The following is a 22,768-nucleotide window of genomic DNA, read 5'->3' as shown; positions in this document are numbered from 1 at the left end:
GAAAAAGAAAGCTACTTGAAAAGCAAAAAGAAGGTAAAAAGCGTATGAAAGCAATAGGTAAAGTATCTTTACCACAAGAAGCATTTTTAAGTATTTTAAAGATTGATTAAAAAAGGAATTTCAAATTGAAATTCCTAAACTTTATTTAAACTATTAGCTAGGTTTAAGCAATCTTGTAAAGTAGGATAGTCTGAAACAAAGATATTTTTTACATTATATTTTTTTAATTCATTTTCAGTGCTTTTTCCTATTGCTATTATATTTTTTGGAAAAGTTTTGAAAAAATATTCATAATCACGCACTCCTGATGGTGCTAAAAATATCAATATATCTTCATTATTTATTGACTTTACAAAAGGCTTTAAATCCTTATCTAAAGGCGTATTTAATCTAGCGTTACTATATGCTATTACAGACCTTAGGCTAATATTATTTGAATCCAAAAACTCATCTAAATCACTTATAATATTTAAAGCCCTAAAATAAACACATTTTAAATTATTTAGCAGTGGCAATATCTCGTTTTTAAATTCACTTGCGTGAGCTGATTTACCTGTATAAAATACATCTAAGCCTAAACTATTTAGGTATTTCGTAGTTGCTAAACCTATACTAAAAATCTTTTTATTTTTTAGATTAATATTATTTAATACACAAGATTTAACGGCATTTTTGCTAGTAAAAATACAAGCATCAAAATCATCATTAATACTAAAATCATTAAAAATTATTTCATTTACAAAAATACTCTTTATATTTGTTTCGTTTTTTAAACCAACTACATAAATCATTCAAAAAACACTTCTCTTTCAAGTTTGCAAAGCAATAAAGCACAAGCTAAAGCACATTGATTTTGCTTATAAATCCTATCTCCAAGTAATTCTAATCTCTCGTGCAAAATCAAGCCTGTATCACTAATAGCACATATAAAAGCTACACCGCTTTTAACGCCTAAATCATCGCTATCTCCTAAAACCCCCGTGCAAGTTATAGCGTAATTTGCCTTAGTCAATTTCAATACCCCCGTAGCCATTGCTAAAGCACAATTTTGAGAATAAACTGCTTGATTTTCTAAATGAATATCTTCTACATTTAGCCAAGCTTTTTTGCTTTTGTTTGAGTATGTTATAACACTACCTTCATAAACACTACTTGAGCCATTAATTTTAGTAAAATTACTAGCCAATAATCCACCAGTGCAGCTTTCTGCGAAGCTTAATTTTTTGTTATTTTCTTTTAATTTTTTGATTATATGCTCGTATAAATTATCAGCAAAAATCACTTTTTTAGGGAATAATGATTTAACGGAATTTAAAAGCCCTATTTCATCTGAATATTCATTAGTATTTACTTTGACATATAATAAATTATCAAGTAGTGAATAAATATTAAGACTTACTCCATAAGGCTTTACGCTAGTATTTAATAATATTTCAGCACTTTCTAAATCCAAATCACTTATTAAAAAATCATAACTAAGTTTTGTATTATGCAAAATTTCAGGTAGATAAAACATACTAGCTTTTAATATATTAATCATAACCCCATTTAAATCTATTAAAACTGAATTTTTCTTATAATCTTTAGGATTTTCTACTATAAACTCATCATCAATTAAACTCAATTCACATTCTTTTAATGTAGCTAGGATTTTATTAATCATAGAAAAAGAATGCTCATCAGCAATTATCGTTACTAATTCATATTTTTTAACATCTATTTCTAAAAGAGTATTTAATTTAGAATCATCATCATTAAGCTTAATGATAGTATTAGCAAACAAATTCTTCTTAGCCAAACTTCTATCTACAAATTCACAAAAACTACCATTAAAACTCAAATCTTTTGTAAAATATATTAATAAATGTTTCATTTCTTATCCTTTTATTTAAAAAAGTATAGCAAAATAAGTGCATTTTAACAATCAAAAAATATTAAAGGCACATTTATGGATTATAAAGATACATTATTATTACCCAATACTACTTTTGAGATGAGAGCAAATCTTTATGAAAACGAGAAAAAAAGTTTTGAAAAATTTTCATCATTTGCATACGCACAATTAAGAGATAAAAAAGCACCTAAATTTATCCTACACGATGGCCCACCTTATGCTAACGGGCATTTACACATAGGTCATGCTTTAAATAAAATCTTAAAAGATATGATTAATAAAACTAGATATTTTCTAGCTAATAATTCAATTTCATATACTCCTGGTTGGGATTGCCATGGTTTGCCTATTGAACAACAAGTTGAAATCAAATTAAAAGATAAAAATCCAAGTATAAAAGAAATTCACGACGCTTGCACCGAACACGCAAAAGAATTCATAGGTATTCAAATGAAAGAATTTAAAGACTTAGGAATAATTGGAGATTTTGACAAGCCTTATTTGACTATGGATTTTAAATTTGAAGCAAATATTTATAAAACTCTTTTAGAAGTAGCTAAAAATGGTTTATTAATTCAAAGAAGTAAGCCAGTTTATTGGAGTTGGGCTGCTAAAAGTGCTTTAGCTGAAGCAGAAGTTGAATATGAAGATAAGGAAGATTATTCAATTTTCGTAGCATTCAAACTAAACGATGATGCAAAAGCAAAACTTAAATCTTTAGGAGCAAATGATAGTGTTTTAAACAATGCAAGAGCTGTTATTTGGACTACTACTCCTTGGACTTTACCAGCAAATAAAGCAATCGCATTAAATAAAGATGAGCTATATGTTTTAGGAGAAAATGGTCTTATCGTAGCTAAAAAAAGATTAGAAGATTTAGCAGAATTTAATATTAAACCTGTGCTTGAGTTTAAAGGAGATTTTTTAGAAAATACAAACGCATTAAATCCTTTAAACAATAATCTATCTCAATTCATAACAGGAGAGCATGTTTTAATGGATGGCGGTAGTGGTTTAGTTCATACTGCACCAGGACACGGAGAAGATGATTATTATGCTTGTTTAAGATACAACATAGAAGTAGAAATGCCTGTAGGAGATGATGGTTGTTATGATGAAAATATCAAAAGATTAGTGCCAAATAAACCTGAATTATTAGGAATGCATGTATTTAAAGCAAATGAAGTAATTATTGAATTATTGGGCGAAAGTCTTTTAAAATGCTCTAAATTTATACACTCATATCCATTTTGTTGGAGAACTCATAAACCAATAATTTATAGAGCTACTAAACAATTTTTCATAGCTATGGATAAAGAATTTTACAATGGTATGACTTTAAGAGAATTAGCTCAAAAATCACTTGATGAAGTGAGTTTTTATCCAAAAGCAGGAAGAAATAGAATAGGAACTATGATTAGCAATAGACCTGATTGGTGTATTTCAAGGCAACGCTCTTGGGGTGTGCCTTTAGCATTCTTTAATGATAAATCAGGGAATTTGATTATGGATTTTGAACTTTACGAACACCTTGCAAGTATATTTGAAAAAGAAGGCGTAAGAGTATGGTGGCAAAAAGATATTAAAGATTTATTACCAGCTAATTCAAAATATAAAGCAGATGAATTAGAAAAAGTTACTGATATTTTAGATGTTTGGTTTGATAGCGGCTCTACATTTAACGCTGTTTTAGCTAGTGGAAATTACGATATCAAAACAACTCAAGCTGATATGTATTTAGAAGGAAGCGACCAACATCGTGGGTGGTTTCAAAGCTCATTATTATTAAGCGTTATTTTAAACAAACAAGCACCTTATAAAGCAGTTTTAACTCACGGATTTACCGTTGATGAAAAAGGTAGAAAAATGAGTAAAAGTCTAGGCAATGTAATAGCACCAGAACAAATTGCAAAAAATTATGGCTTAGAAATCTTTAGACTTTATATAACATTATGTGATTATTCAACTGATGTTAAATTAGGCGAAAGCATATTAAAACAAACTAGCGAACAATATAGAAAAATAAGAAATACAATAAGATTTTTATTAGCAAATACTAGCGATTTAAAAGCTTATAATTATAATTTCAGTGATTTAGACAAAATGATTTTAAATAAAGCTAATAATGTGTTTGAGCTTTACAAAAAATCATTCTTAGAATATGATTTCGCTAAAGGTATGAATGCACTTTGCACATTTTTAAGTGCTGATTTAAGTGGTGTTTATCTTGATATTTGTAAGGATAGCTTGTATTGTGATGCTAAAGAAGATAGCAAAAGAACAGCGTCAATTACTGCAATGGCTTTAATACTTAAAAAATTATTAGTTTTACTAGCACCTGTATTAACTCATACTACAAATGAAGCTTGTGAACACGCAAACAAATTTATATTAGGCGATATTAAGAGTATTTTTGATTTAGAAGATTTTGATTTTGCTAGTAAAATCACACCGAGCAAAAACGATTATGAATATTTATTAAAAACTCGTGTTAAATTCTATGAGCAAATTGATATATTGAAAAAAGATAAAATAATCAAAAGCACATTAGAGCTAAATCTAGCTACTAATGATGAAGTGATATTAAATTATGAAGAAGCAGCTGATTTTTATTCATTAAGTAAAATTGAAGCTTTAAATAATAACGAAGCTTTGGCAAGTTTTGAAATTGATAATAAAACATACAAAATCATAAAATCAAATCTATGCAAATGCCCTAGATGTTGGAAATACTTAAGCCTAAGCGAAGAAAGCTTATGTCCTAGATGTGAAAGGGTGTTAAAATGAGCGAACCTGTTAGCTTAGAGCTAATAGTCGGCACTATTATAGTATTAGCTATAATTAGTGCTATTGGAGTAATTTTAGTAAATAAAGGAAAGAAATGATAACTTTAGAACAAGCATTAAAATTAAGTGATAATGAATTAATAGAATTAAAAAAAGAACTAAATAAATTAGCATTAGAAAACAAACATTTAGGAGCTTATGTAGAGCAATTAATCAATACTCCTTTAGATGATGTTGATTATCTAGGAGTGCCTGTAGCTATTAAAGATAATATTCAAGTTAAGGGCTGGAGCATTACAAATGGTTCAAAAATAATGCAAGGATATTATGCACCTTATGATGCAAGTGTGATTAGCAATATGAAAAAACACAAATTCGCACCATTTGGAAGATGTAATATGGATGAGTTTGCTATGGGTAATACTACAAAAACAAGCTTTTATGGAAAGACCCTAAATCCTTTAAATAATGCTTTAGTCCCAGGTGGAAGTAGTGGTGGTAGTGCTGCTGCGGTAGGTGCAAAAATAGCTCTTGCTGCATTAGGAAGCGATACAGGTGGAAGTGTTCGCCAGCCTGCTGCATTTTGTGGTTGTGTAGGTTTTAAGCCAAGTTATGGAAGAGTTAGCAGATATGGACTTGCTAGTTATTCAAGTAGTTTAGACCAAATAGGAGTATTAACTCAAAACGTAAAAGACGCTAGTATTTTATACGATGCCATTGCAGGTCATTGTGAGTTTGATAGCACTAGTGCTGATATTCAATTTGTGCCTACATTTGATAAATTAGACGCTAATAAAAAATACAAAATCGCAATTATTAAAAATTATATAGATTCATGCTCTGATGAAATAAAAACACAAACTTATAAAGCTATAGATAAATTAAAAGCTTGTGGTCATACCATAAGTGAAGTTAGCCTTGCTGATAGTAAATACGATGTAGCTGCTTATTATATAATAGCTTGTGCCGAAGCAAGTGCTAATTTAAGTCGTTACGATGGGATTAGATATGGCAATAGAGCTAAGGAATTTAAAGATTTAAACGAGTTATATGTAAATACTAGAAGCGAAGGTTTTGGGCTTGAAGTTCAAAAAAGAATTTTATTAGGAACATTCGTGCTTTCAAGTGGTTATATTGACGCATATTATAAAAAAGCTCAATTAGTAAGAGAAGTTATCACTAGAAAATACAATGAAATTTTAAGCGATAATGATTTAATACTAATGCCTGTTGCACCAAGTCTTCCAAAATCATTTGATGCGAAGACTAGTTCTGTTGAAAGCTATTTAGAAGATATTTTCACTATTTCAGTTAATCTTGCAAAACTTGCAGGTATTAGCGTGCCTGTTGCTAAAACTGAAGATAATTTAAATGTGAGCGTTCAATTAGTAGCAAAAAGATTTGATGAGCAAAACTTATTAAATGCAGCATTAAGCTTGGAAAACGCTGTTAAATAACCTACCCTATTCTATTTTAAATTCTAAGAATTTAAAATAGATTTTAATCACTTTTAGCACTTCACTTAATATTTATATTATGTAATTTTTACACTTTCTATCTTTTTTTATCGTAAATTAACTATCTAAATAGTGGTTAAATTGTAAATTAATAAAGTTTTTTGATATTTTTATTTAAGTAAATGCTATGATATGAAAAATATTTAAGGTTTTAGTATGAAAAACACATTAGAATTCTTAAAAATACTTTTTAAGATTTTTATAATAATTGAAATAATGATTGCTATTGGCTCAGTTTTAGCAGGTGTAATTTTTAGCATTGGCTCAGATGTAAATGTAATTTATTCAATTCTTTTTTGCTTTTTAGCGATTAATAGTTTGTTTTTTGGTTTTACAGGTCAAATAATAATTTTATTTTATAAAGGACTTATACTTTATCCACTAATTTATCTTAAAGTTTTTATAATTATATTTTTTATAATACTTTTCTTTAAATTAAGAAAAAAAATTAATAACAAACTTGCTTTTACTTATAGCATAATACCTATGATAATAATATTTGCTTTATATAATTATTTTTTTAGAACCATACCTGATTATTCAAGTAAAACTCATGAAAGAATAGTAACTCTAAGTGATTATAAAAAATATCAGCAAGGCTATTGCTTAAAAGAAGATAGGATATTACCTAAAGATGAGCTTTATAAAAGAGTAGTGGTTGATCATTTTGTAAAACAACAAGAATACAAAAAGATATATACGAAAATGCGTTATAACGAAACTTGTGAGTGTGGATACTATATACATAAAGATATTAATTTAGCTAATTACAAAGATTACTTAAGAAAAAATGTTTATTCTAAAGAATATGTTAATTACGATGAATTAGAATCAGTTGATTATACTAAATATATAGTAGTTAAAAATAATATAGCAGGATTTACTAAGCCTATTATCTCCTTTGATAAAGGTGTTATTTTTTATACAGATATAGCTTTTGATTTTCAAGATGATACATATGGAATTTATAAATTATTTCTTATTGATGAATTTGATGAGCGTGAAGATAAAGAAAAAGAGTATAAATATAGACTTAGAGTTTTTAATCATGAGCTTTTATCATACGAAGCTGATATAAAGAAAAAACGTAGTTATATACGCAAATTTGATAATTGTGGTTATTCAAATTTTAATCCAGAAAAAGAAGCAAAAGAAAGCTTAGAAGAAATAAACTTTAAATAAAAGGAGAAAATATGGCAAATTTTAGATTAGATTTAAATGATGATTTTACAAATATTATCATTATACCCATGGGGACAAAAACTCTTAATAAAAATAAAATTACAAATTATAAAACTTCTAATTACTATTTTAAATTCTTGTAAAAATTATGAGAATTTGAAATAAGGATTTAAAAATATTACAAAAAGTAACAATTAATAAAAATTAATAAAGTTTTTTGATATTTTTATTTAAGTAAATGCTATGATATGAAAAATATTTAAGGTATGGTATGAAAAAAGCATTAGAATTCTTAAAAATACTTTTTAAAACTTTTCTAATTATTGAATTACTAATTGCTATTGGCTCAGTTTGTGTAGGTGGTGTTTTTGGCATTGGCTCAAATGTAAATATAATTTATTCAATTCTTTTTTGCTTTTTTGTAGCTAATGGTTTAATTTTTACAGATTTAGGTCAATTATTTGATTTATCATATAACGCAATTTCATTTCATCCACTAATATATCTTAAAGTTTTTATAATTATATTTTTTATAATACTTTTCTTTAAATTAAGAAAGAAATTTAATAACAAACTTGCTTTTACTTATAGCATAATACCTATGATAATAATATTTGCTTTATGTAGTTATTTTTTAAAAGTTGTTCCTGATTACTCAAGTAAAACTCATGAAAGAATAGTAACTCTAAGTGATTATAAAAAATACCAGCAAGGCTATTGCTTAGAAGAAGATAGAATATTACCTAAAGATGAGCTTTATAAAAGAGTAGTGATTGATGATCTTACAAAACAATTAGTATATAGAGATAAAGTTTATAAAAATCTTTATAATATCATTACAAGTCATAAATATAAGATACATAAAGATATAAATCTAGATAATTACAAAGATTACTTAAGAAAAAATGCTTATTCTAAATATTTTGTTAATTACGATGAATTAGAATCAGTTGATTATACTAAATATCTAGTAATTGATACCAAAAATAATACAGCTGGATTTACTAAACCTATTATTCTTGTGGGTGATGGTTTAATTTCAGTTACATTTTATTTAGATTTAGCATTTGAATTTGAAGATAATGCATATAGATTTTATAAAATTTACCTTTCTGATGAATTTGATGAGCGTGAAGACAAAGAAAAAGAGTATAAATATAGACTTGAAAAAGTTGATTATTGGCTTTTGTCGTATGAAAATGATATAAAAAAACAACGTATTTCTTATAATTATAAATTTGATAATTGTGGTTATTCAAACTTTGATCCAGAAAAAGAAGAAATTGAATGATAAAAATTATAAAAAGGAGAAAGAATGGCAAATTTTAGATTAGATTTAAATGATGATTTTACAAGTGAAATATTATCATTGTATTTGTGGGGACAAAAAAGAGCTCCTAGTAAAGATGAGATTACAAATTATAAAACTTATAATTCTTATTTTAAATTCTTTAAAAAATTATGAGAATTTGAAATAAGGATTTAAAAATATTACAAAAAGTAACACAATAATTAATTTTAATAAAGTTTTTTGATATTTTTATTTAAGTAAATGCTATGATATGAAAAATAAAGGAGAGTTATGTTTAAAATATTAGCTATTTTACTAATTACAAATATTTATTCATATCAAATAAATAAGTTAAAAATAGAGCTAGATAGTATTTATAAAAGCTTTGCATATATTACAAAAGAGATAAAACAAGACCAAAATGAGTTTATAAAAATCATTAGTAATTGCAAAGATGATAATAATTGTATTATAAGTTCTTATAAAGCTAGAATAAAAGAGCTTAGCACTAGTCTTGAAAACTCAAAAACCTATCCTAAAGAACTAATAGAACATATAAAAATAATTCAAGAAAACTCAATAGAATGCAATAAAGATAACTATATGCGATATGAGCATGGACGATTTATTGATGAGCCAGAAAAATGTAGAAAATTACTAAAACTCAATAATTTTTGGCAAGATTTTTTTAGATATAAGGATATAAAAATAAAGCCAAAAATTGTAGATGCTAAGCCTTACGCAAGCCAAGAAGTAAAAGATACTCTTAAATACTGCTGGGATTTAGGGCTTGATAGAAAAGTTTATAAGTATATAAAAGATTATAGTTCAGATGATAGCAATGATAATGTCAGTTATCGTTTTATAGAAGTTGATAAAAATAATGAGCTTTATATTATAAGTAAAATTAAAGGTAAAAAATACATAGAAAAACATAAAAGTATAACTATAAGTGATGTAGTTTTAGATGATAAAAATTACTTAGCTTTATCAGGTGAAATTGGAAATATATTATTTATAGAAAAAGATTTTTGCAATCATCCTATGAAGAATAAAAATCTATTAGAACTTTTAAAAAATTCTAATAAAATGAAAATGTCAAATAAATATTACGAAGAAGCAAAAGAAACTTTTATTATAGAGTATAAGGGTAGTGATTATATTTTAAATTATCATAAATTTAATAATTTAAATCATATTAGATATGACAGTTATTATAATATAACTTTTATTGATATTTTAGATATGGTATCTAATGTAATTTATCAACCATATTCAGAAAAAACTCTTAATAGATGTAATAAATTTAAAATTTTTGGTTGTGAAACAAATCTAAAAAAGGAGAAAAAATGAGTTTAAGTGGTTTACATAGGGTAAAAAACTTTAGTAGTGAATTATATAATAATATTAAGAATAATGAAGGTTTTGATGTAAAAGTTTATCTTGATAGTAAACTTAGACCTACAATTGGTGTTGGTTATGAATTAATTTCTCATAAAAATACTTGGAGAGAACATTTTAAAACAATCAAACTTAATGTTAGCAATGAACAAGCTAATGATTTTAATAATTTAATATCTGCTTTATCTAAAATAAAGTCTAAAGATGAAGGCAAACGTATTATTGAAAAGTATTATAACAATAAAAATAGCATAAAACTAACTAACGAAAAAGAAGCAAAAGAACTTTTTTATACTATATTGCCAGATTATAAAAAAATGATTATTAAAACAAGTAATAATCCTAATCAAGGAATTAGTGAAGAAATGTATAAATATCTAAAAGATAGCAAAGAATTAATAACTCTTATTGATTTAGCGTACAATGGGGGTAAAAAATTAATAGGACCTGGTTTATCTAAAGCTATTGAAGAAGGTGATAGAGCTAGAGCTTGGTTTGAGATAAGATATAATTCTAATGGCGGGAAATCACGAAAAACTAGTGGTTATGGAATTGCACAAAGAAGAATAAGAACTTCAGATTTTTTTGGGCTTTATCCTGATGGCAATGTAGATGAAGAATATCATATGAAAGTAGTTAGAATGTATGCTGACTATAAAGATAAAATAATCGGAGAAGAAACCAGCATAGAAGAACCTAGTGAAAATGATGGTAAGAAAATAGGAGAAGCTTATCAAGGTACAAATAGTTTTAAAAGCCAAATCTCTACAACCCTTAAACATTTTACTAATGAAAATCAAATTAGTGGGGATATTATATTGCTTGATAATACCCATAATAAATTAGGTGAAAATACAAATTTAAATAAAAATGATTTGATTATCATTGATGGTGGAGAGCATAAGATTAGCGATATAAGCGGTAATGATATTTATTATGTTCGTAATGGTAAAGTTACAATAGACGATAAGGATGGCAAAGGTCAAGTAGTATTTAATGGCTCTACATTAGAAGGTGGTTCTTATGATGAAGATAGGAAAGCATATATAGATGCTAAAGATACAAGTATTACATATGAGCTTAAAGACAATAATGATTTAATAGTAACTAAAGGCGATAGTAGTATAACAATACGCAATTTTAAAAAAAGCGAAGATGGATTTTTAAATATTAATTTAAAGGATAATCCAGGCAAAGAAGTAGCTATAGTAATAGATACAACAGGTTCTATGGGAGATGATATAGCAACTTGCAAAGCAAATGCAAAGATTATAGCTAGTAATATCTTTAAAGAAAATTTTTATTCTAAAATATCAATAGTTACTTATAATGATAATGATATAAAAACAATTGGAACTTACACTGATTATCAAGGTTTTTTAGGTGGAATAAATAGTGTTAATTTGCAATATGGTGGCACAGAATACACTATGGCAGCTATCTTAGAAGGAATGAGTCGTTTTACACCAAATAATCACTTGAGTAAAGAAGTGTATGTAATGACAGATGAGCCTGGAGATGATAATCATAGAAGAGATGAAGTAGAAGGTAGAGCTAAAATTTTTTATGTAGCAGGTCTAAGAAATGCAAATAATACCAATAAATACGAAGATAATTCAGTAAAAATTAATTTTATAGCTATTCGTGATGAGTTTGAGCATTTTAAAGATTTAGCTAAAAATACTAATGGAATGTATTTTAATTCAAATTCAAGTGAAGAGCTTAGCGATGCTTTATTTGAATTAAGCAATATAGGAACCTCAAGTAATGATGTGATAGAAGGCAATGATAAGGATAATAGTCTTAATGGATTTGGTGGAGATGATACACTAGTAGGTAAGGCTGGAAGCGATACTTATACATTTACTGGGCTTAATTTTGGTAACGATACCATAATAGAAAGCAATTTAAATAATATTGATAAAAATACAATTATTTTTAAAGATGTAAGCTATAAAGATGTAAGATTTAAAAAAGATTTAAATGATTTAAAAATTACACTTAATAAAGATAATAGCGTAACAATAAAAGATTTTTATAATACCAATAATGAAAGTAAAATTAGTAGCATAAGCTTTAGTGATGTTACATTAGATGAACTAGCTATCAAAAGAAGCGTAAGTATGCAAGCAAACAAAGAAGCAATAATATTCTTAAAAGAAAAAGATTTTAGCTTTTCTAATTTTGCTACATCAACATTTGCAGTAGCCTATCAAGATAATGCAAGCAATATAAGCACATCTTATAAAGATGATGTAATAATAGGCAGTAATAAAAACGATATTATATCAACCAAATTAGGAAATGATACTTTAATCGGTGGTAAAGGAGATGATAAGTTATATGGTGGATTTGGTAATGATATATATGTTTATAGAAAAGGTGATGGAAATGATTTAATCTATGACGATGGTGGGCAAGATGCTTTAAAATTACAAAATTTAAAAGCTGATGAAATATTTTTAATAAAAGATGGTAAAGACCTGCTAATAAAGTTTAAAGATGATGATACAAATAGCATAAGAGTAGCACATCACTTTGCTTGGAAATTTGGCTATCACAATCAAATAAACACAATAGAACTTGATGATAATAAATTCATCAATACAAAAACAATAGATAAACTAATAGAGCAAACTAGTGCATTTGCTAAAAATAACGGCATAGATATTCATAATATTAATCATATAAACGACGATAGATTAAATCAAATCTATATGAGTGCTTGGAATTAAGCAAATTACCCTAAATTAATTTAGGGTAATTATTATTTAAGTATTTAAAAAATATATTAATTAGGTAAAATATGTTTAAAATTTTTAAAAAATTTGATGATGATACACACGAATTTAAACCACTTTTAGTAGAGTTAGAAGATAGACCGCAAAATCCATTAGGTAAAAGTATTTTATATATAGTTTTATTTGTAATAGTTTTTAGTATTGCTTGGCTAATACTAGCTAAGGTTGATATAGTAGTAAGTGCTAGTGGTAAAGTAGTTCCTGATGGAGAAATTAAAATAATCAAACCTTTAGAAAACGGAGTAATTTATAAAATTCTTGTAAAAGAAGGTGATAAAATAAAAGCAAATGAGCCTTTAATATTAGTTGACCCAAGTGTATCTAAAGTCAATTTAGAAAGTAAAAAAGAGAATTTAAAAGCTTTAGAAGATAGTTTAAAAAGATTAAATGCACTAAGTAACGAGAGCGAATTAAAAGATGTTAGTAATGCAGAATTAAGCCTATATCAAAACCAATTAAATAGCTTTAAAAATAGCATAAACACTTATGAATTTAAAATCAAACAAACTATTAATTCATTACAAGCCAATAAAGAAGAATTAAAAAGATTAGAAATAGAGCATAAATACACAAGCTCAAAATTAAATAGACTTAGCAAGGTAAAAGATATAATCGCTTATAAAGATTATGAAAATTTATTAAAAACAAAGCAAGATTTACAATTACAAATACTTGTAAATAAAAACAAATCTTTAGAATTAGAAAATAAATTAAACGAACTCACAAAAGAACTTGAGAGTTTTAAAGCAAATTTTATTGCTAAAAATTATGATGAACTCTTAAAAACTAAAAATGAAATAGCATTATTAAAGGCAGATATAAACGCGATAGAATTTCAAAGCCTAAGGCAAGTTATTTCATCACCAGTTGATGGATATGTAGGAAAATTATTTGTAAATACTGAAGGAAGTTCTGTATCAAGCAATGAGCAATTAATATCAATAATCCCAATTGATAAGCCACTTATAATAAAGGCAAATGTATTAAATCAAGATATAGGATATCTTAAAAAAGGGCAAAATGTAGCTATCAAAATAACCACATTTAATTTTCAAAAATACGGCAAACTAGATGGAATTTTAGAACATATTGGAAACGATGCTATAAAAGATGAAAAATTAGGAGATATTTTTGAAATTAAGGTAAAACCTTTAAAAAATCATTTGATAGTAGATGGTGAAACAAAAGAAATAGAACCAGGAATGCAAGTAATAGCTGAAGTAAAGGTTGGCAAAAGAAGAGTAATAGAGTTTTTCATATATCCTATTATTAGATATCTTGATGAAGGGCTTAGTATTAGATGAAAATTATTTTTGTTTTTCTTATAATGCTTAGCACATCAATAGCTAAAGATTTTTACACCATACTAGACTATGCACTTAAAAATTCTCCTATCATAAATATCGCAAAAATAGATATTAAAAGCGCTAATTATAATTATGATTTTTATAAATCATATTTATATCCAGAATTATCATTTAATGCAGATTTTAAGTATTCAAATACAAAAAGTAATGATTATAAAAGAGAGCTTTTTAGCGATTATAACAATCATCAAAGCACAATATCACTTATATTAAAATATGATTTATTCAAATTTGGAAATGATTATTATAAAATCAAATCAGCCAAAGAGAATATCGCTACAAGTAATTACAATAAGTGCTATAAGGAATTGCAATTATCACTAGATTTATTAGAATACTACAAACTCGCACTATTAAGTGAAAATAAATTAAAAACATATAAAAATTTAAGCCTTGCTTATGAAAGTTTATATAAATTATCAAAGAGATTAAATAAAGTTGGAGAATTAGATTTAATCAATGTAAATTCTTATTTTTTGGACTTTAGCGATGCAAAAACACAGATTTTAAAACTAGAATTTGAATTAAGAAATTATTTATCATATATATCGTATTTATCAAATCTTAATATTGATAAAATAGATGATTTTAGTAAAATTGATGAAATTGCTTTAGACTTTTTAGAATTTGAAAAAACAAATAAATTTTTAGAATTAAATTCTAAAATAAAAAGCTCAATGTATGAACTAAAATCCCTAAATCAACGCCCTACAATAAGCCTTTATTCAAGATATGATTTTTATGATAAAACCAAAAATAATTATCAAGACCTTGCCGATAGTTCTAAAAAACACGGGTATTTAGTAGGAATTGGGATTAACTATATTATATTTGATGGATTTAAAACAAGTTCATCTAAAGAGTTAAAACAATTAGAAATAAACAAATTAAATCAAGAGCTAATACAAGCAAAGCTAGAATATGAAAAACAAATAAACGAGCTTATATTTTTTATACAAAACAAAGATGAAATAATAAAAACCTTAAAGATAATAAGCAAAGAAGCAAATACAAATGAGCTTTATATACAAAAACTACACAAAACTGGTGAAAAATCAAAATTTGAAGTCATAAATGCAAGTATAGAAAACTATAAAAAACTCCAAGATTTAAATGAATATATAATAAATGCAAATGCAAACGCTATTAAAATTAATTTAATAAATAATCAATTTAATAATTGTAAAAAAGGATATTAATATGCATACAGCCTTAGGTTGCTTATCACTTTGTGCGCAATTTGCAAATATATCAATAGATATTAATGCGATTTGTAACAAATACGCTTTAAAAGATAGCGAGCCAAGTATTTACGAACTAGCAAAAATCGCTAAAGATAATGATTTTAAAGTAAAAATCAAAAAGCTTAATTTAAAAAACCTTCATTTATATAAAGCACCTTTTATATTTTTGAAAAAAGATTTAACATATTTTGTAGTTTTAAAACTTGATTTTAATAATCAACAAGCTCTTATTTTTGATGGTGGAAAAGAAGCAAGGCAAATTAGCTATGAAGAATTACATAATTTATCAAGTGATAAAATCTTAATCCTAGCACACAAATTATTAAACGATAGTGTAAAGTTTGGCTTCTCTTGGTTTTATAAAAGAATGCTAAGTTATAAGGGTATTGTATTACAAATTTTATTAGCAAGTTTTGTTATGCAATTATTTGGCTTAGTTACACCTTTATTTACTCAAGTAGTCCTTGATAAAGTCTTGTTGCACCATAGTATAAGCACACTTAATGTAATTGCTTTTGCATTTTTTAGCGTTATTGTTTTTGAAAGTTTATTAAGCCTTAGTAGAAATTATATCTTTACTCATACTACCACAAAAATTGACGCAAAATTAGGCAGTGAGTTATTTACACATTTATTATTGTTACCTATGGTGTATTTTGAGAATAGAAAAGTAGGCAACATAGCAGCTAGAATAAGAGAGCTTGATAATATAAGAGATTTTATAGCCAACAAATCAGTAAGCGTGATTTTAGATTTATTATTTAGTATAGTTTTTATTTTGATGATGCTTTTATATAGCGTGAAGCTAACATTTGTTTCATTAGCTTTTGTGATTTGCATTGCTTTGATTTATTTTTTTATAACGCCTATTTTAAGAGCAAGGCTTGAAGATAAATTCCAAATGGGAGCAGCATCTAATTCATATCTAGTAGAAAGCATAACAGGAATGCAAACCATAAAATCCTTAGCCATTGAAGGTAGTATGAAAAAATACTGGGAGGATTATTTAGCAAAATATTTAAAATCATCTTTTAATTTAAGTAATCTAAGCAATATCGCAAGTACTTTTGCTAATTCTTTACAAAAGCTTATGACATTAGCAATTTTATATTTTGGAGTAGGATTAGTAATTGACGGGAGTTTAAGCGTAGGACAATTAATAGCCTTTCAGATGTTTGCTAATCAATTTAGCGCCCCTATTATGCGACTTGTAAGCTTGTGGAATGAATTACAACAAGCTATTTTAAGCGTAGATAGATTAGGAGATATTTTAAATACACCGCAAGAGCAAACTACAAATAAACCTATATCGCTAAATCAAATATCAGGTAATATAAAATTTGATAATGTAAGCTTTAAATATAGCCCAAATTCTAACTATGTCTTAAACAATCTAAGCTTTAACCTACAAGCAAATAAAAGCATAGGAATAGTAGGACGCAGTGGCAGTGGTAAAAGCACCATAACAAAACTCATAGAAAGACTTTATATCCCAAACGAAGGTTCTATTTATATAGATGGAATAGATTTAAGACATTTAAATCCTTATGTTTTAAGGAGTAATTTAGGCGTAGTTTTACAAGAAAATTATTTATTTAGCGGTAGTATCAAAGAAAACATAAGCCTATCAAAGCCAAGTGCATCAATGCAAGAAATAATAAATGTATGCAAAATAGCAGGAGCACACGATTTCATAAGCGAACTTAGTGCAGGTTATGATACTTTAGTAGGAGAAAGAGGCTCTGCATTAAGCGGCGGTCAAAGACAAAGAATAGCAATAGCAAGAGCCTTGTTACATAATCCAAGGGTTTTGATATTTGATGAGGCTACTTCGGCACTAGATTATGAAAGCGAGAAAATCATCACATCAAATCTATCACTAATCAAACAAAACAAAACCTTTATAATAATAGCACATAGATTAAGCACGGTTAAAGATTGTGATGAGATATTAGTCCTTGATAAGGGTAATTTGGTTGAGTGTGGAAATCATACAAAACTAATGGAGCTTAATGGATACTACGCACATTTATACAAACAGCAAAATCTATAAACACTAAAACTATAAATAATTTAATAAATATTATTTATAGTTTTAAAAGAATTTGAATTAGGAATTAGAAATTAAATTAAAAAATATTTTTTAATATTATTTATTACGAAAAGTAACATAATTTTAATAAATATTTTTAAATTTTATGAATTTTTATTGTTTATTTGCTATAATTAATCTTATTAAAAACAAAGGATAAATTTGAATATAGATAATTTAAAAGATTATAAAATAAAAAACGATTATTTATATAACTTAGAGCTTATTAGATTGTTTAATGAGATTTTTTCAATTTTTCTTACACTTATTTCATGTTATTTTGTAATAGATATTATCAATGAATTAAATAGTAAACCCGAAAAAACAATGACTGACATACGAAGAATTCAAAAAGGTTGGAGTGGTATTATTGATGGTATTTTTTTTGTTGCATTCTTTTTAAAACTTAGACAAATAAAAAGACTTAGATTTGTTAAAAATAATGATTTTTATATTAGCGTAGATAATGAAAAGATATATTTTGATACTTATGAGATAGATGAAGCAGGTGTTTTTGGTATAGCAAAGAGCTATAAGAAAGTAACTGCAACGATAAATAAAAGCGATATAGTTTTTAGATTACAAACCAAGCGACCTGCTTTAGCTTATTCGTATATATTCAATAAAGACGCTTATAACACTAAAGAAACAGAAAATCAAAGTTTAAATTATAGATTAGACTACCCTATAGCTAGAATAATTTTCTTTCCTATAATTATGTTTTTTGTAATATTGGATATTTTATCAAGCTATTTAGCACTATTTTTCTTAAATGGTAAAAACTTAAAAACTTACACAATATATCAAACTAAAACCAAGCTAGTTTCATTGCCTTTTGTTGATGATTTATCGGTTTATTTTTTATACACAGAGTTTAGACAAAAGTATTCTGCAATTAGCAAAGGTGGATTTGAAATGGAATTTAGAGAAGAAGAAGCACAACCACTAGGCGAAAAATACATAGCAAAACAACAAAAGAAAATTGAAAAGATTTTAAACAAGAAAAAGGAGACATTATGACCGAGAAAAATAAAGAAACTTTAGATTTTATAAATGATGTTTTTGCAAAAATTCAATTTGTAGAAAAATCAATGGCAAAATATCTTGGGGTTAAGAATACAATATTTTTTGATATTAAAACTCAAACATTTTCTATATATATAAAATATTTACAAAATAAAGATAAAGATAATACAGCTTTAAGGTTGGCAGGCAATATTTTTGGCAGTATAATTGATGAAGTTATACTCAATAAATCTAAAAATATATTAGTATTCTTAAACAAACTAGGGGTTGTAGAAAATGAAAGGATTGAAGCTATTATCAATTTTAAAGCTTCTGATTATTTTGGAGAAACTTTTCCTGAAGCTGCTGAATTCTATGGAAGAATATTGAATGATAAAGAGTTTGCAAAAGAAATGTTTGAAAATGCCAAGTCAGTTTTAGATTTTGATTTGATAAAGGATTATTATTCTAATGTAACTTTTGATAAATTTTGTAGTGATGTTATAGATTTACTTAGACCAAAAGAAGATGTGAAAAAAGGTAAACCTGTATTAGAAGCAGAAGTTAAAGATAATAATATAATTATTAAAGCAGATAATATTAATGATGGGATTGATTTTGCAAATAATTCTAAATTTAATAATTATGATATCGCATTAAGTGATTATAATAATTCAGTTCAAATTGAAAAAAACAATAATTTTGTCACAATAAACACCAATAATAATTCTACTTTATCTGATGAAGATTTATTTGATTTAGCACTATTTAGTGGAGTAAATAAGGCTAGTATCAATAATGTTAAATATGATATAAAACAATTAGATAATGATACTTTAAAAGATATTATAGATTATATACCTAGTAAATCGTTTGTGCTAACTAATATTAAGATATTAGTAGGAGAAGAGATTTTATTAGGAGATAATAAAAAATATGTAGTAAAACAAGGCGATACAATCATAGATATTGCAAAAGCAAACAAAATGAGTGTTAAATCTTTAATCAAACTAAATCCAAATTTAATAGAACAAGGAAGAGTTAAATTTTTAGAAGATAAAGTATTGGTTGAAGCAAACGGAGATTTGGCAAAAATATTTGATTATAAAGATTTTGTATCAAGAACCTTTAAAGATACATTTAAAGGGGATTATAGTGATGATTTTAAAAATAGTTTATATAAAAATAAAACTTTAAACATTTTCTATAATCCAATGGCTAAAGTTATAAAATACGACCCGCTAGTCCTAGACCTAAACAACAACGGCGCAATAGATACAATCACTCTTAATAATTCTAAGGCATTTTTTGACCACAACAATGACAACATAGCTTATAAATCATCTTGGATTAGTAAAGATGATGGATTATTAGTATTAGATAAAAACAATAATAATCTAATAGATAATGGCAATGAATTATTTGGAAACTTTACTGAAATTCCAAGTAGTGATTTTAAAGCTTTAGATGCTAACAATAATCAAACCTTAAATCCTACTCAAACCACATTTGCTCTAAACGGCTTTGAAGCCTTAAAGCTTTTAGATAGTAATAAAGACGGAGTAATTGATATAAACGATAAAGAGTTTAACAATCTTAAAGTATGGCAAGACTTAAACGAAGATGGCATAACGCAAATAAACGAGCTAAAGTCTTTAAAAGATTTAAACATAACTAGTATAAATCTAAACTATAAAGATACAAATCAAAAGCTTGATAATGATAACACCATCACTCAAACAGCTACCTTTATCAAGGATGATAAAGAAAGCTTATTAGCTGATATTAATTTTAGCGTTAGTAGTATAGAAAGAGTATTTAAAGACAAGATAATATATTCAGAAGAAGAATTAAATCTAGCAAATCTTAAAGGCTATGGAGTATTAAGAGATTTAAGGGACGCTGCTTGTTTAAATACTAAATTAAAAGCATTGCTTAAAGATTATTCATCTACAAACAGCAAAGAAGAGCAATTGCACAAGCTTGATAGTCTAATTTATGCTTGGGCTAATACTAATAAAGCTTTAAACAAAGACTTTAACCTATCTAAAACTAAAGAATTTGATAGCAATAATCCTAGCAATACTGATAGCATAAGGGATTTATGGCTTACGCCATCACAAGCTAGAGAATATGCTAATTTTACTATTAGCGAAAGTTTAAAAAATGAGTTTAATGAGCTTAAGCAAAAAATATCAATTATTAATTCATTTTTAGGCGTTAATAATCAAGATTTTTATGTAGCTAGTTTAAATGAGTTTAATGAGCTTAGAAATAGCTTTAATAATACTTATGATAGTTTAAGAACTTATGTTTATAAGGGATTGTTATTTCAAACAAGATTAAAAGAATACTATGATGAAATAAACATTACTAGCTACGAAAACAATGGCTCGTATGAGCTTAAATTAGATTTTTCTAAAAGTATAGAAAAATTTAAGGCTATTAATGAAACAAATCCTAAAAAAGCTTTCGTTGATTTAGCTGAGTTTATAACAAGCTTTAAAGATATAAATTCTTTAAATGATTGTGTAATATTGCTAGGTGATTTTATAAAAACAATGAATAATTATACTTTAAGTGATTATTTAAAACTTTTAGATGAAGATACTATAAATGCACTATCAACTCAAACAGGAACAAGTGGTAATGATACATTAGTAGGGACAAATTTATTAAATGGTAAAGATACTTTATATGGACTTGATGGCGATGATACCTTAATCGGTGGAATTGGTGATGATACTTTAGTAGGTGGTAATGGCAATGATACTTATGTTTTTGATAAAGATTTCGGACACGATACTATCATAAACTACAAATCAAATCTAAATGATATAGATTGTATTAAATTTAACGATGCAAGCATAAATGCCAATAATTTAAAATATGTAAGAAATTATGATGATTTAATGCTGATTAAAGATGATAATAATAGCATTAGAGTTAAAGACTTTTTTGCATATGAAGATTTAAGAAATACTATTGATGAAATCAAATTCGCTAATAATACAAGCATAAATAAGGATGAGATAATTAATAGAGTTTATACACCTACAAATGGTGATGATAACTTTACAATGTTTTTTACAAATAAAGATTATGTAATAACTATGCTAGATGGCAACGATACCATAATCACACATAATGGAGATGATATTATTGATGGTGGAGATGGAGATGACATCATAAGAAGTGGAGCAGGAGCAGACATCATAAATGGTGGCAATGGTAATGATGATATTTATGCAGGAGATGGTGATGATATCATAATAGGCGGAGCAGGAGATGATATCTTGCAAGGCGGTATGGGGAATGATAAGTATATTTATAAAGGAGTTTGGGGGAAAGATACAATAATTAATCTTAGAAATGATAATGCTTATGATGAAATAATCCTAGATGTTAGCTCATCATTTGTAAAAATTACTAGAAATAATGATGATTTAATAATAAACAAGCTAAAAAGTGCTGGTTGGTTTAGAAAAGTGGTTGATGAAAGTTCATCTATAAAAGTTGTAGATTTTTTCAAAAAAGATTATGATATATCTGCTTTAGTATTACAAGATAAGACTTTAAGTGCTAATGATTTAAGACAAATGGTATTAACTCCTACTTGGGGCAATGATACTTTAATTGGAAGTGAATATAGCGATAAAATATATGGCTTATTTGGTAATGATACTTTAATTGGTGGTAAAGGAGATGATTATTTAGACGGCGGTGCTGGAAATGATACATATATCTTTAATAGAAATGATGGAAATGATTATATAAAAGATGCCTTAGGATATGATACTATTAAATTTAATGATATTAGCTTTAGTGAAGTTGTGCTTAAAAAAGATGTAGATAATCTAATCATCAAATATAACAATAATAAAGATAGTGTTACTATATTAGGTAATTTTGGGATAGGATTTAATAAGATTGAAAAATTTGTTTTTAGTGATAAAACTTTATGCTATGATGAGTTTATAAATACAGCCGCAAAAGAATTACCAAGCTATGAGGATTTGGTAAATAAAGTGATTAAACCTGATTTATCATCTTATTTAAAAAACACAGAAAGACTAATACAAGATACGAATGCTTACTCGCCTAATTCATCTGGATTTATTACATATACAGATGATAAAAACAACAATATTCAAGTATATTTATAAACTAAATCCAAATTCTTTAAGA

General features: G+C 26.3%; 16 protein-coding genes. 14 read left to right on the top strand and 2 right to left on the bottom strand.

The features are described 5' to 3' along the window. A partial coding sequence (locus tag AVBRAN9331_RS05780) for a hypothetical protein (RefSeq protein ID WP_336612609.1) occupies positions 1-110 on the top strand: 110 nt, incomplete at its 5' end. 24 nt (positions 111-134) lie between these two features. Here the strand turns inward: AVBRAN9331_RS05780 and AVBRAN9331_RS05775 are convergent. Together AVBRAN9331_RS05775 and AVBRAN9331_RS05770 are read right to left on the bottom strand one after the other, a co-directional pair. Next, positions 135-791, bottom strand: coding sequence for a uroporphyrinogen-III synthase (locus tag AVBRAN9331_RS05775; RefSeq protein ID WP_336612608.1), 657 nt, complete (start codon positions 789-791; stop codon positions 135-137). After that, positions 788-1,873, bottom strand: a complete 1,086-nt coding sequence (locus AVBRAN9331_RS05770) for a CinA family protein (protein ID WP_336612607.1) — start codon at positions 1,871-1,873, stop codon at positions 788-790. The genes AVBRAN9331_RS05775 and AVBRAN9331_RS05770 overlap by 4 nt, the downstream gene beginning before the upstream one ends. A 75-nt stretch (positions 1,874-1,948) precedes the next feature. On the opposite strand from AVBRAN9331_RS05770, the gene ileS reads away from it, so the two are divergent. From ileS to AVBRAN9331_RS05705, 13 genes are all read left to right on the top strand, one after another. Then, the gene (ileS, locus tag AVBRAN9331_RS05765; protein WP_336612606.1) at positions 1,949-4,681 is read left to right on the top strand and encodes an isoleucine--tRNA ligase; all 2,733 of its coding nucleotides are present in this window, start codon (positions 1,949-1,951) and stop codon (positions 4,679-4,681) included. 94 nt (positions 4,682-4,775) lie between these two features. Further along, on the top strand, positions 4,776-6,137 hold the full coding sequence (gene gatA / locus AVBRAN9331_RS05760; RefSeq protein ID WP_214117706.1) for an Asp-tRNA(Asn)/Glu-tRNA(Gln) amidotransferase subunit GatA: 1,362 nt from the start codon (positions 4,776-4,778) through the stop codon (positions 6,135-6,137). Positions 6,138-6,353: 216 nt separating this feature from the next. After that, positions 6,354-7,379: a hypothetical protein gene (locus AVBRAN9331_RS05755; RefSeq protein ID WP_336612605.1), complete on the top strand. Its 1,026-nt coding sequence runs from the start codon at positions 6,354-6,356 to the stop codon at positions 7,377-7,379. A gap of 11 nt (positions 7,380-7,390) precedes the next feature. Next, the gene (locus tag AVBRAN9331_RS05750; protein WP_336612604.1) at positions 7,391-7,522 is read left to right on the top strand and encodes a hypothetical protein; all 132 of its coding nucleotides are present in this window, start codon (positions 7,391-7,393) and stop codon (positions 7,520-7,522) included. Between the two features lie 128 nt (positions 7,523-7,650). Beyond that, entirely contained in the window at positions 7,651-8,670 is a 1,020-nt protein-coding gene (locus AVBRAN9331_RS05745) for a hypothetical protein (RefSeq protein ID WP_336612603.1), read from the top strand. Positions 8,671-8,694: 24 nt separating this feature from the next. Next, positions 8,695-8,844, top strand: coding sequence for a hypothetical protein (locus AVBRAN9331_RS05740; protein WP_214117709.1), 150 nt, complete (start codon positions 8,695-8,697; stop codon positions 8,842-8,844). A 117-nt stretch (positions 8,845-8,961) separates the two neighbouring features. Continuing rightward, the gene (locus AVBRAN9331_RS05735; protein ID WP_214117710.1) at positions 8,962-10,023 is read left to right on the top strand and encodes a hypothetical protein; all 1,062 of its coding nucleotides are present in this window, start codon (positions 8,962-8,964) and stop codon (positions 10,021-10,023) included. Then, entirely contained in the window at positions 10,020-12,806 is a 2,787-nt protein-coding gene (locus AVBRAN9331_RS05730; RefSeq protein WP_336612602.1) for a VWA domain-containing protein, read from the top strand. The genes AVBRAN9331_RS05735 and AVBRAN9331_RS05730 overlap by 4 nt, the downstream gene beginning before the upstream one ends. Before the next feature lie 71 nt (positions 12,807-12,877). After that, a complete protein-coding gene (locus tag AVBRAN9331_RS05725) occupies positions 12,878-14,176 on the top strand; it encodes an HlyD family type I secretion periplasmic adaptor subunit (protein WP_214117713.1) in 1,299 nt (432 codons plus the stop codon). Further along, positions 14,173-15,438 (top strand): TolC family protein, encoded by a 1,266-nt coding sequence (locus AVBRAN9331_RS05720; RefSeq protein WP_336612601.1) that lies wholly within the window; start codon positions 14,173-14,175, stop codon positions 15,436-15,438. Before AVBRAN9331_RS05725 ends, AVBRAN9331_RS05720 begins: the two co-directional genes overlap by 4 nt. Position 15,439: 1 nt before the next feature. Next, the gene (locus AVBRAN9331_RS05715; RefSeq protein WP_336612600.1) at positions 15,440-17,536 is read left to right on the top strand and encodes a peptidase domain-containing ABC transporter; all 2,097 of its coding nucleotides are present in this window, start codon (positions 15,440-15,442) and stop codon (positions 17,534-17,536) included. A 201-nt stretch (positions 17,537-17,737) separates the two neighbouring features. After that, the gene (locus AVBRAN9331_RS05710) at positions 17,738-18,595 is read left to right on the top strand and encodes a hypothetical protein (protein WP_336607237.1); all 858 of its coding nucleotides are present in this window, start codon (positions 17,738-17,740) and stop codon (positions 18,593-18,595) included. Then, positions 18,592-22,746: a calcium-binding protein gene (locus AVBRAN9331_RS05705; RefSeq protein WP_336612599.1), complete on the top strand. Its 4,155-nt coding sequence runs from the start codon at positions 18,592-18,594 to the stop codon at positions 22,744-22,746. The genes AVBRAN9331_RS05710 and AVBRAN9331_RS05705 overlap by 4 nt, the downstream gene beginning before the upstream one ends. The last annotated feature ends 22 nt before the right edge of the window (positions 22,747-22,768 follow it).

This window comes from Campylobacter sp. RM9331 (genome assembly GCF_020137685.1).
Taxonomy (GTDB): domain Bacteria; phylum Campylobacterota; class Campylobacteria; order Campylobacterales; family Campylobacteraceae; genus Campylobacter_E.
The sequence above is the reverse complement of the archived record's forward strand: the minus strand, read 5'-3'. Positions and strand labels throughout refer to the sequence as shown.

Excerpts from the sequence above, each read along its gene's own strand:
- AVBRAN9331_RS05755 (WP_336612605.1), top strand. The coding sequence starts at position 6,354 with ATGAAAAACACATTAGAATTCTTAAAAATACTTTTTAAGATTTTTATA.
- AVBRAN9331_RS05705 (WP_336612599.1), top strand. The coding sequence starts at position 18,592 with ATGACCGAGAAAAATAAAGAAACTTTAGATTTTATAAATGATGTTTTT.
- ileS (WP_336612606.1), top strand. The coding sequence starts at position 1,949 with ATGGATTATAAAGATACATTATTATTACCCAATACTACTTTTGAGATG.
- AVBRAN9331_RS05730 (WP_336612602.1), top strand. The coding sequence starts at position 10,020 with ATGAGTTTAAGTGGTTTACATAGGGTAAAAAACTTTAGTAGTGAATTA.
- AVBRAN9331_RS05735 (WP_214117710.1), top strand. The coding sequence starts at position 8,962 with ATGTTTAAAATATTAGCTATTTTACTAATTACAAATATTTATTCATAT.
- AVBRAN9331_RS05750 (WP_336612604.1), top strand. The coding sequence starts at position 7,391 with ATGGCAAATTTTAGATTAGATTTAAATGATGATTTTACAAATATTATC.
- AVBRAN9331_RS05720 (WP_336612601.1), top strand. The coding sequence starts at position 14,173 with ATGAAAATTATTTTTGTTTTTCTTATAATGCTTAGCACATCAATAGCT.
- AVBRAN9331_RS05745 (WP_336612603.1), top strand. The coding sequence starts at position 7,651 with ATGAAAAAAGCATTAGAATTCTTAAAAATACTTTTTAAAACTTTTCTA.
- AVBRAN9331_RS05770 (WP_336612607.1), bottom strand. The coding sequence starts at position 1,873 with ATGAAACATTTATTAATATATTTTACAAAAGATTTGAGTTTTAATGGT.
- AVBRAN9331_RS05775 (WP_336612608.1), bottom strand. The coding sequence starts at position 791 with ATGATTTATGTAGTTGGTTTAAAAAACGAAACAAATATAAAGAGTATT.
- AVBRAN9331_RS05725 (WP_214117713.1), top strand. The coding sequence starts at position 12,878 with ATGTTTAAAATTTTTAAAAAATTTGATGATGATACACACGAATTTAAA.
- AVBRAN9331_RS05740 (WP_214117709.1), top strand. The coding sequence starts at position 8,695 with ATGGCAAATTTTAGATTAGATTTAAATGATGATTTTACAAGTGAAATA.
- AVBRAN9331_RS05715 (WP_336612600.1), top strand. The coding sequence starts at position 15,440 with ATGCATACAGCCTTAGGTTGCTTATCACTTTGTGCGCAATTTGCAAAT.
- gatA (WP_214117706.1), top strand. The coding sequence starts at position 4,776 with ATGATAACTTTAGAACAAGCATTAAAATTAAGTGATAATGAATTAATA.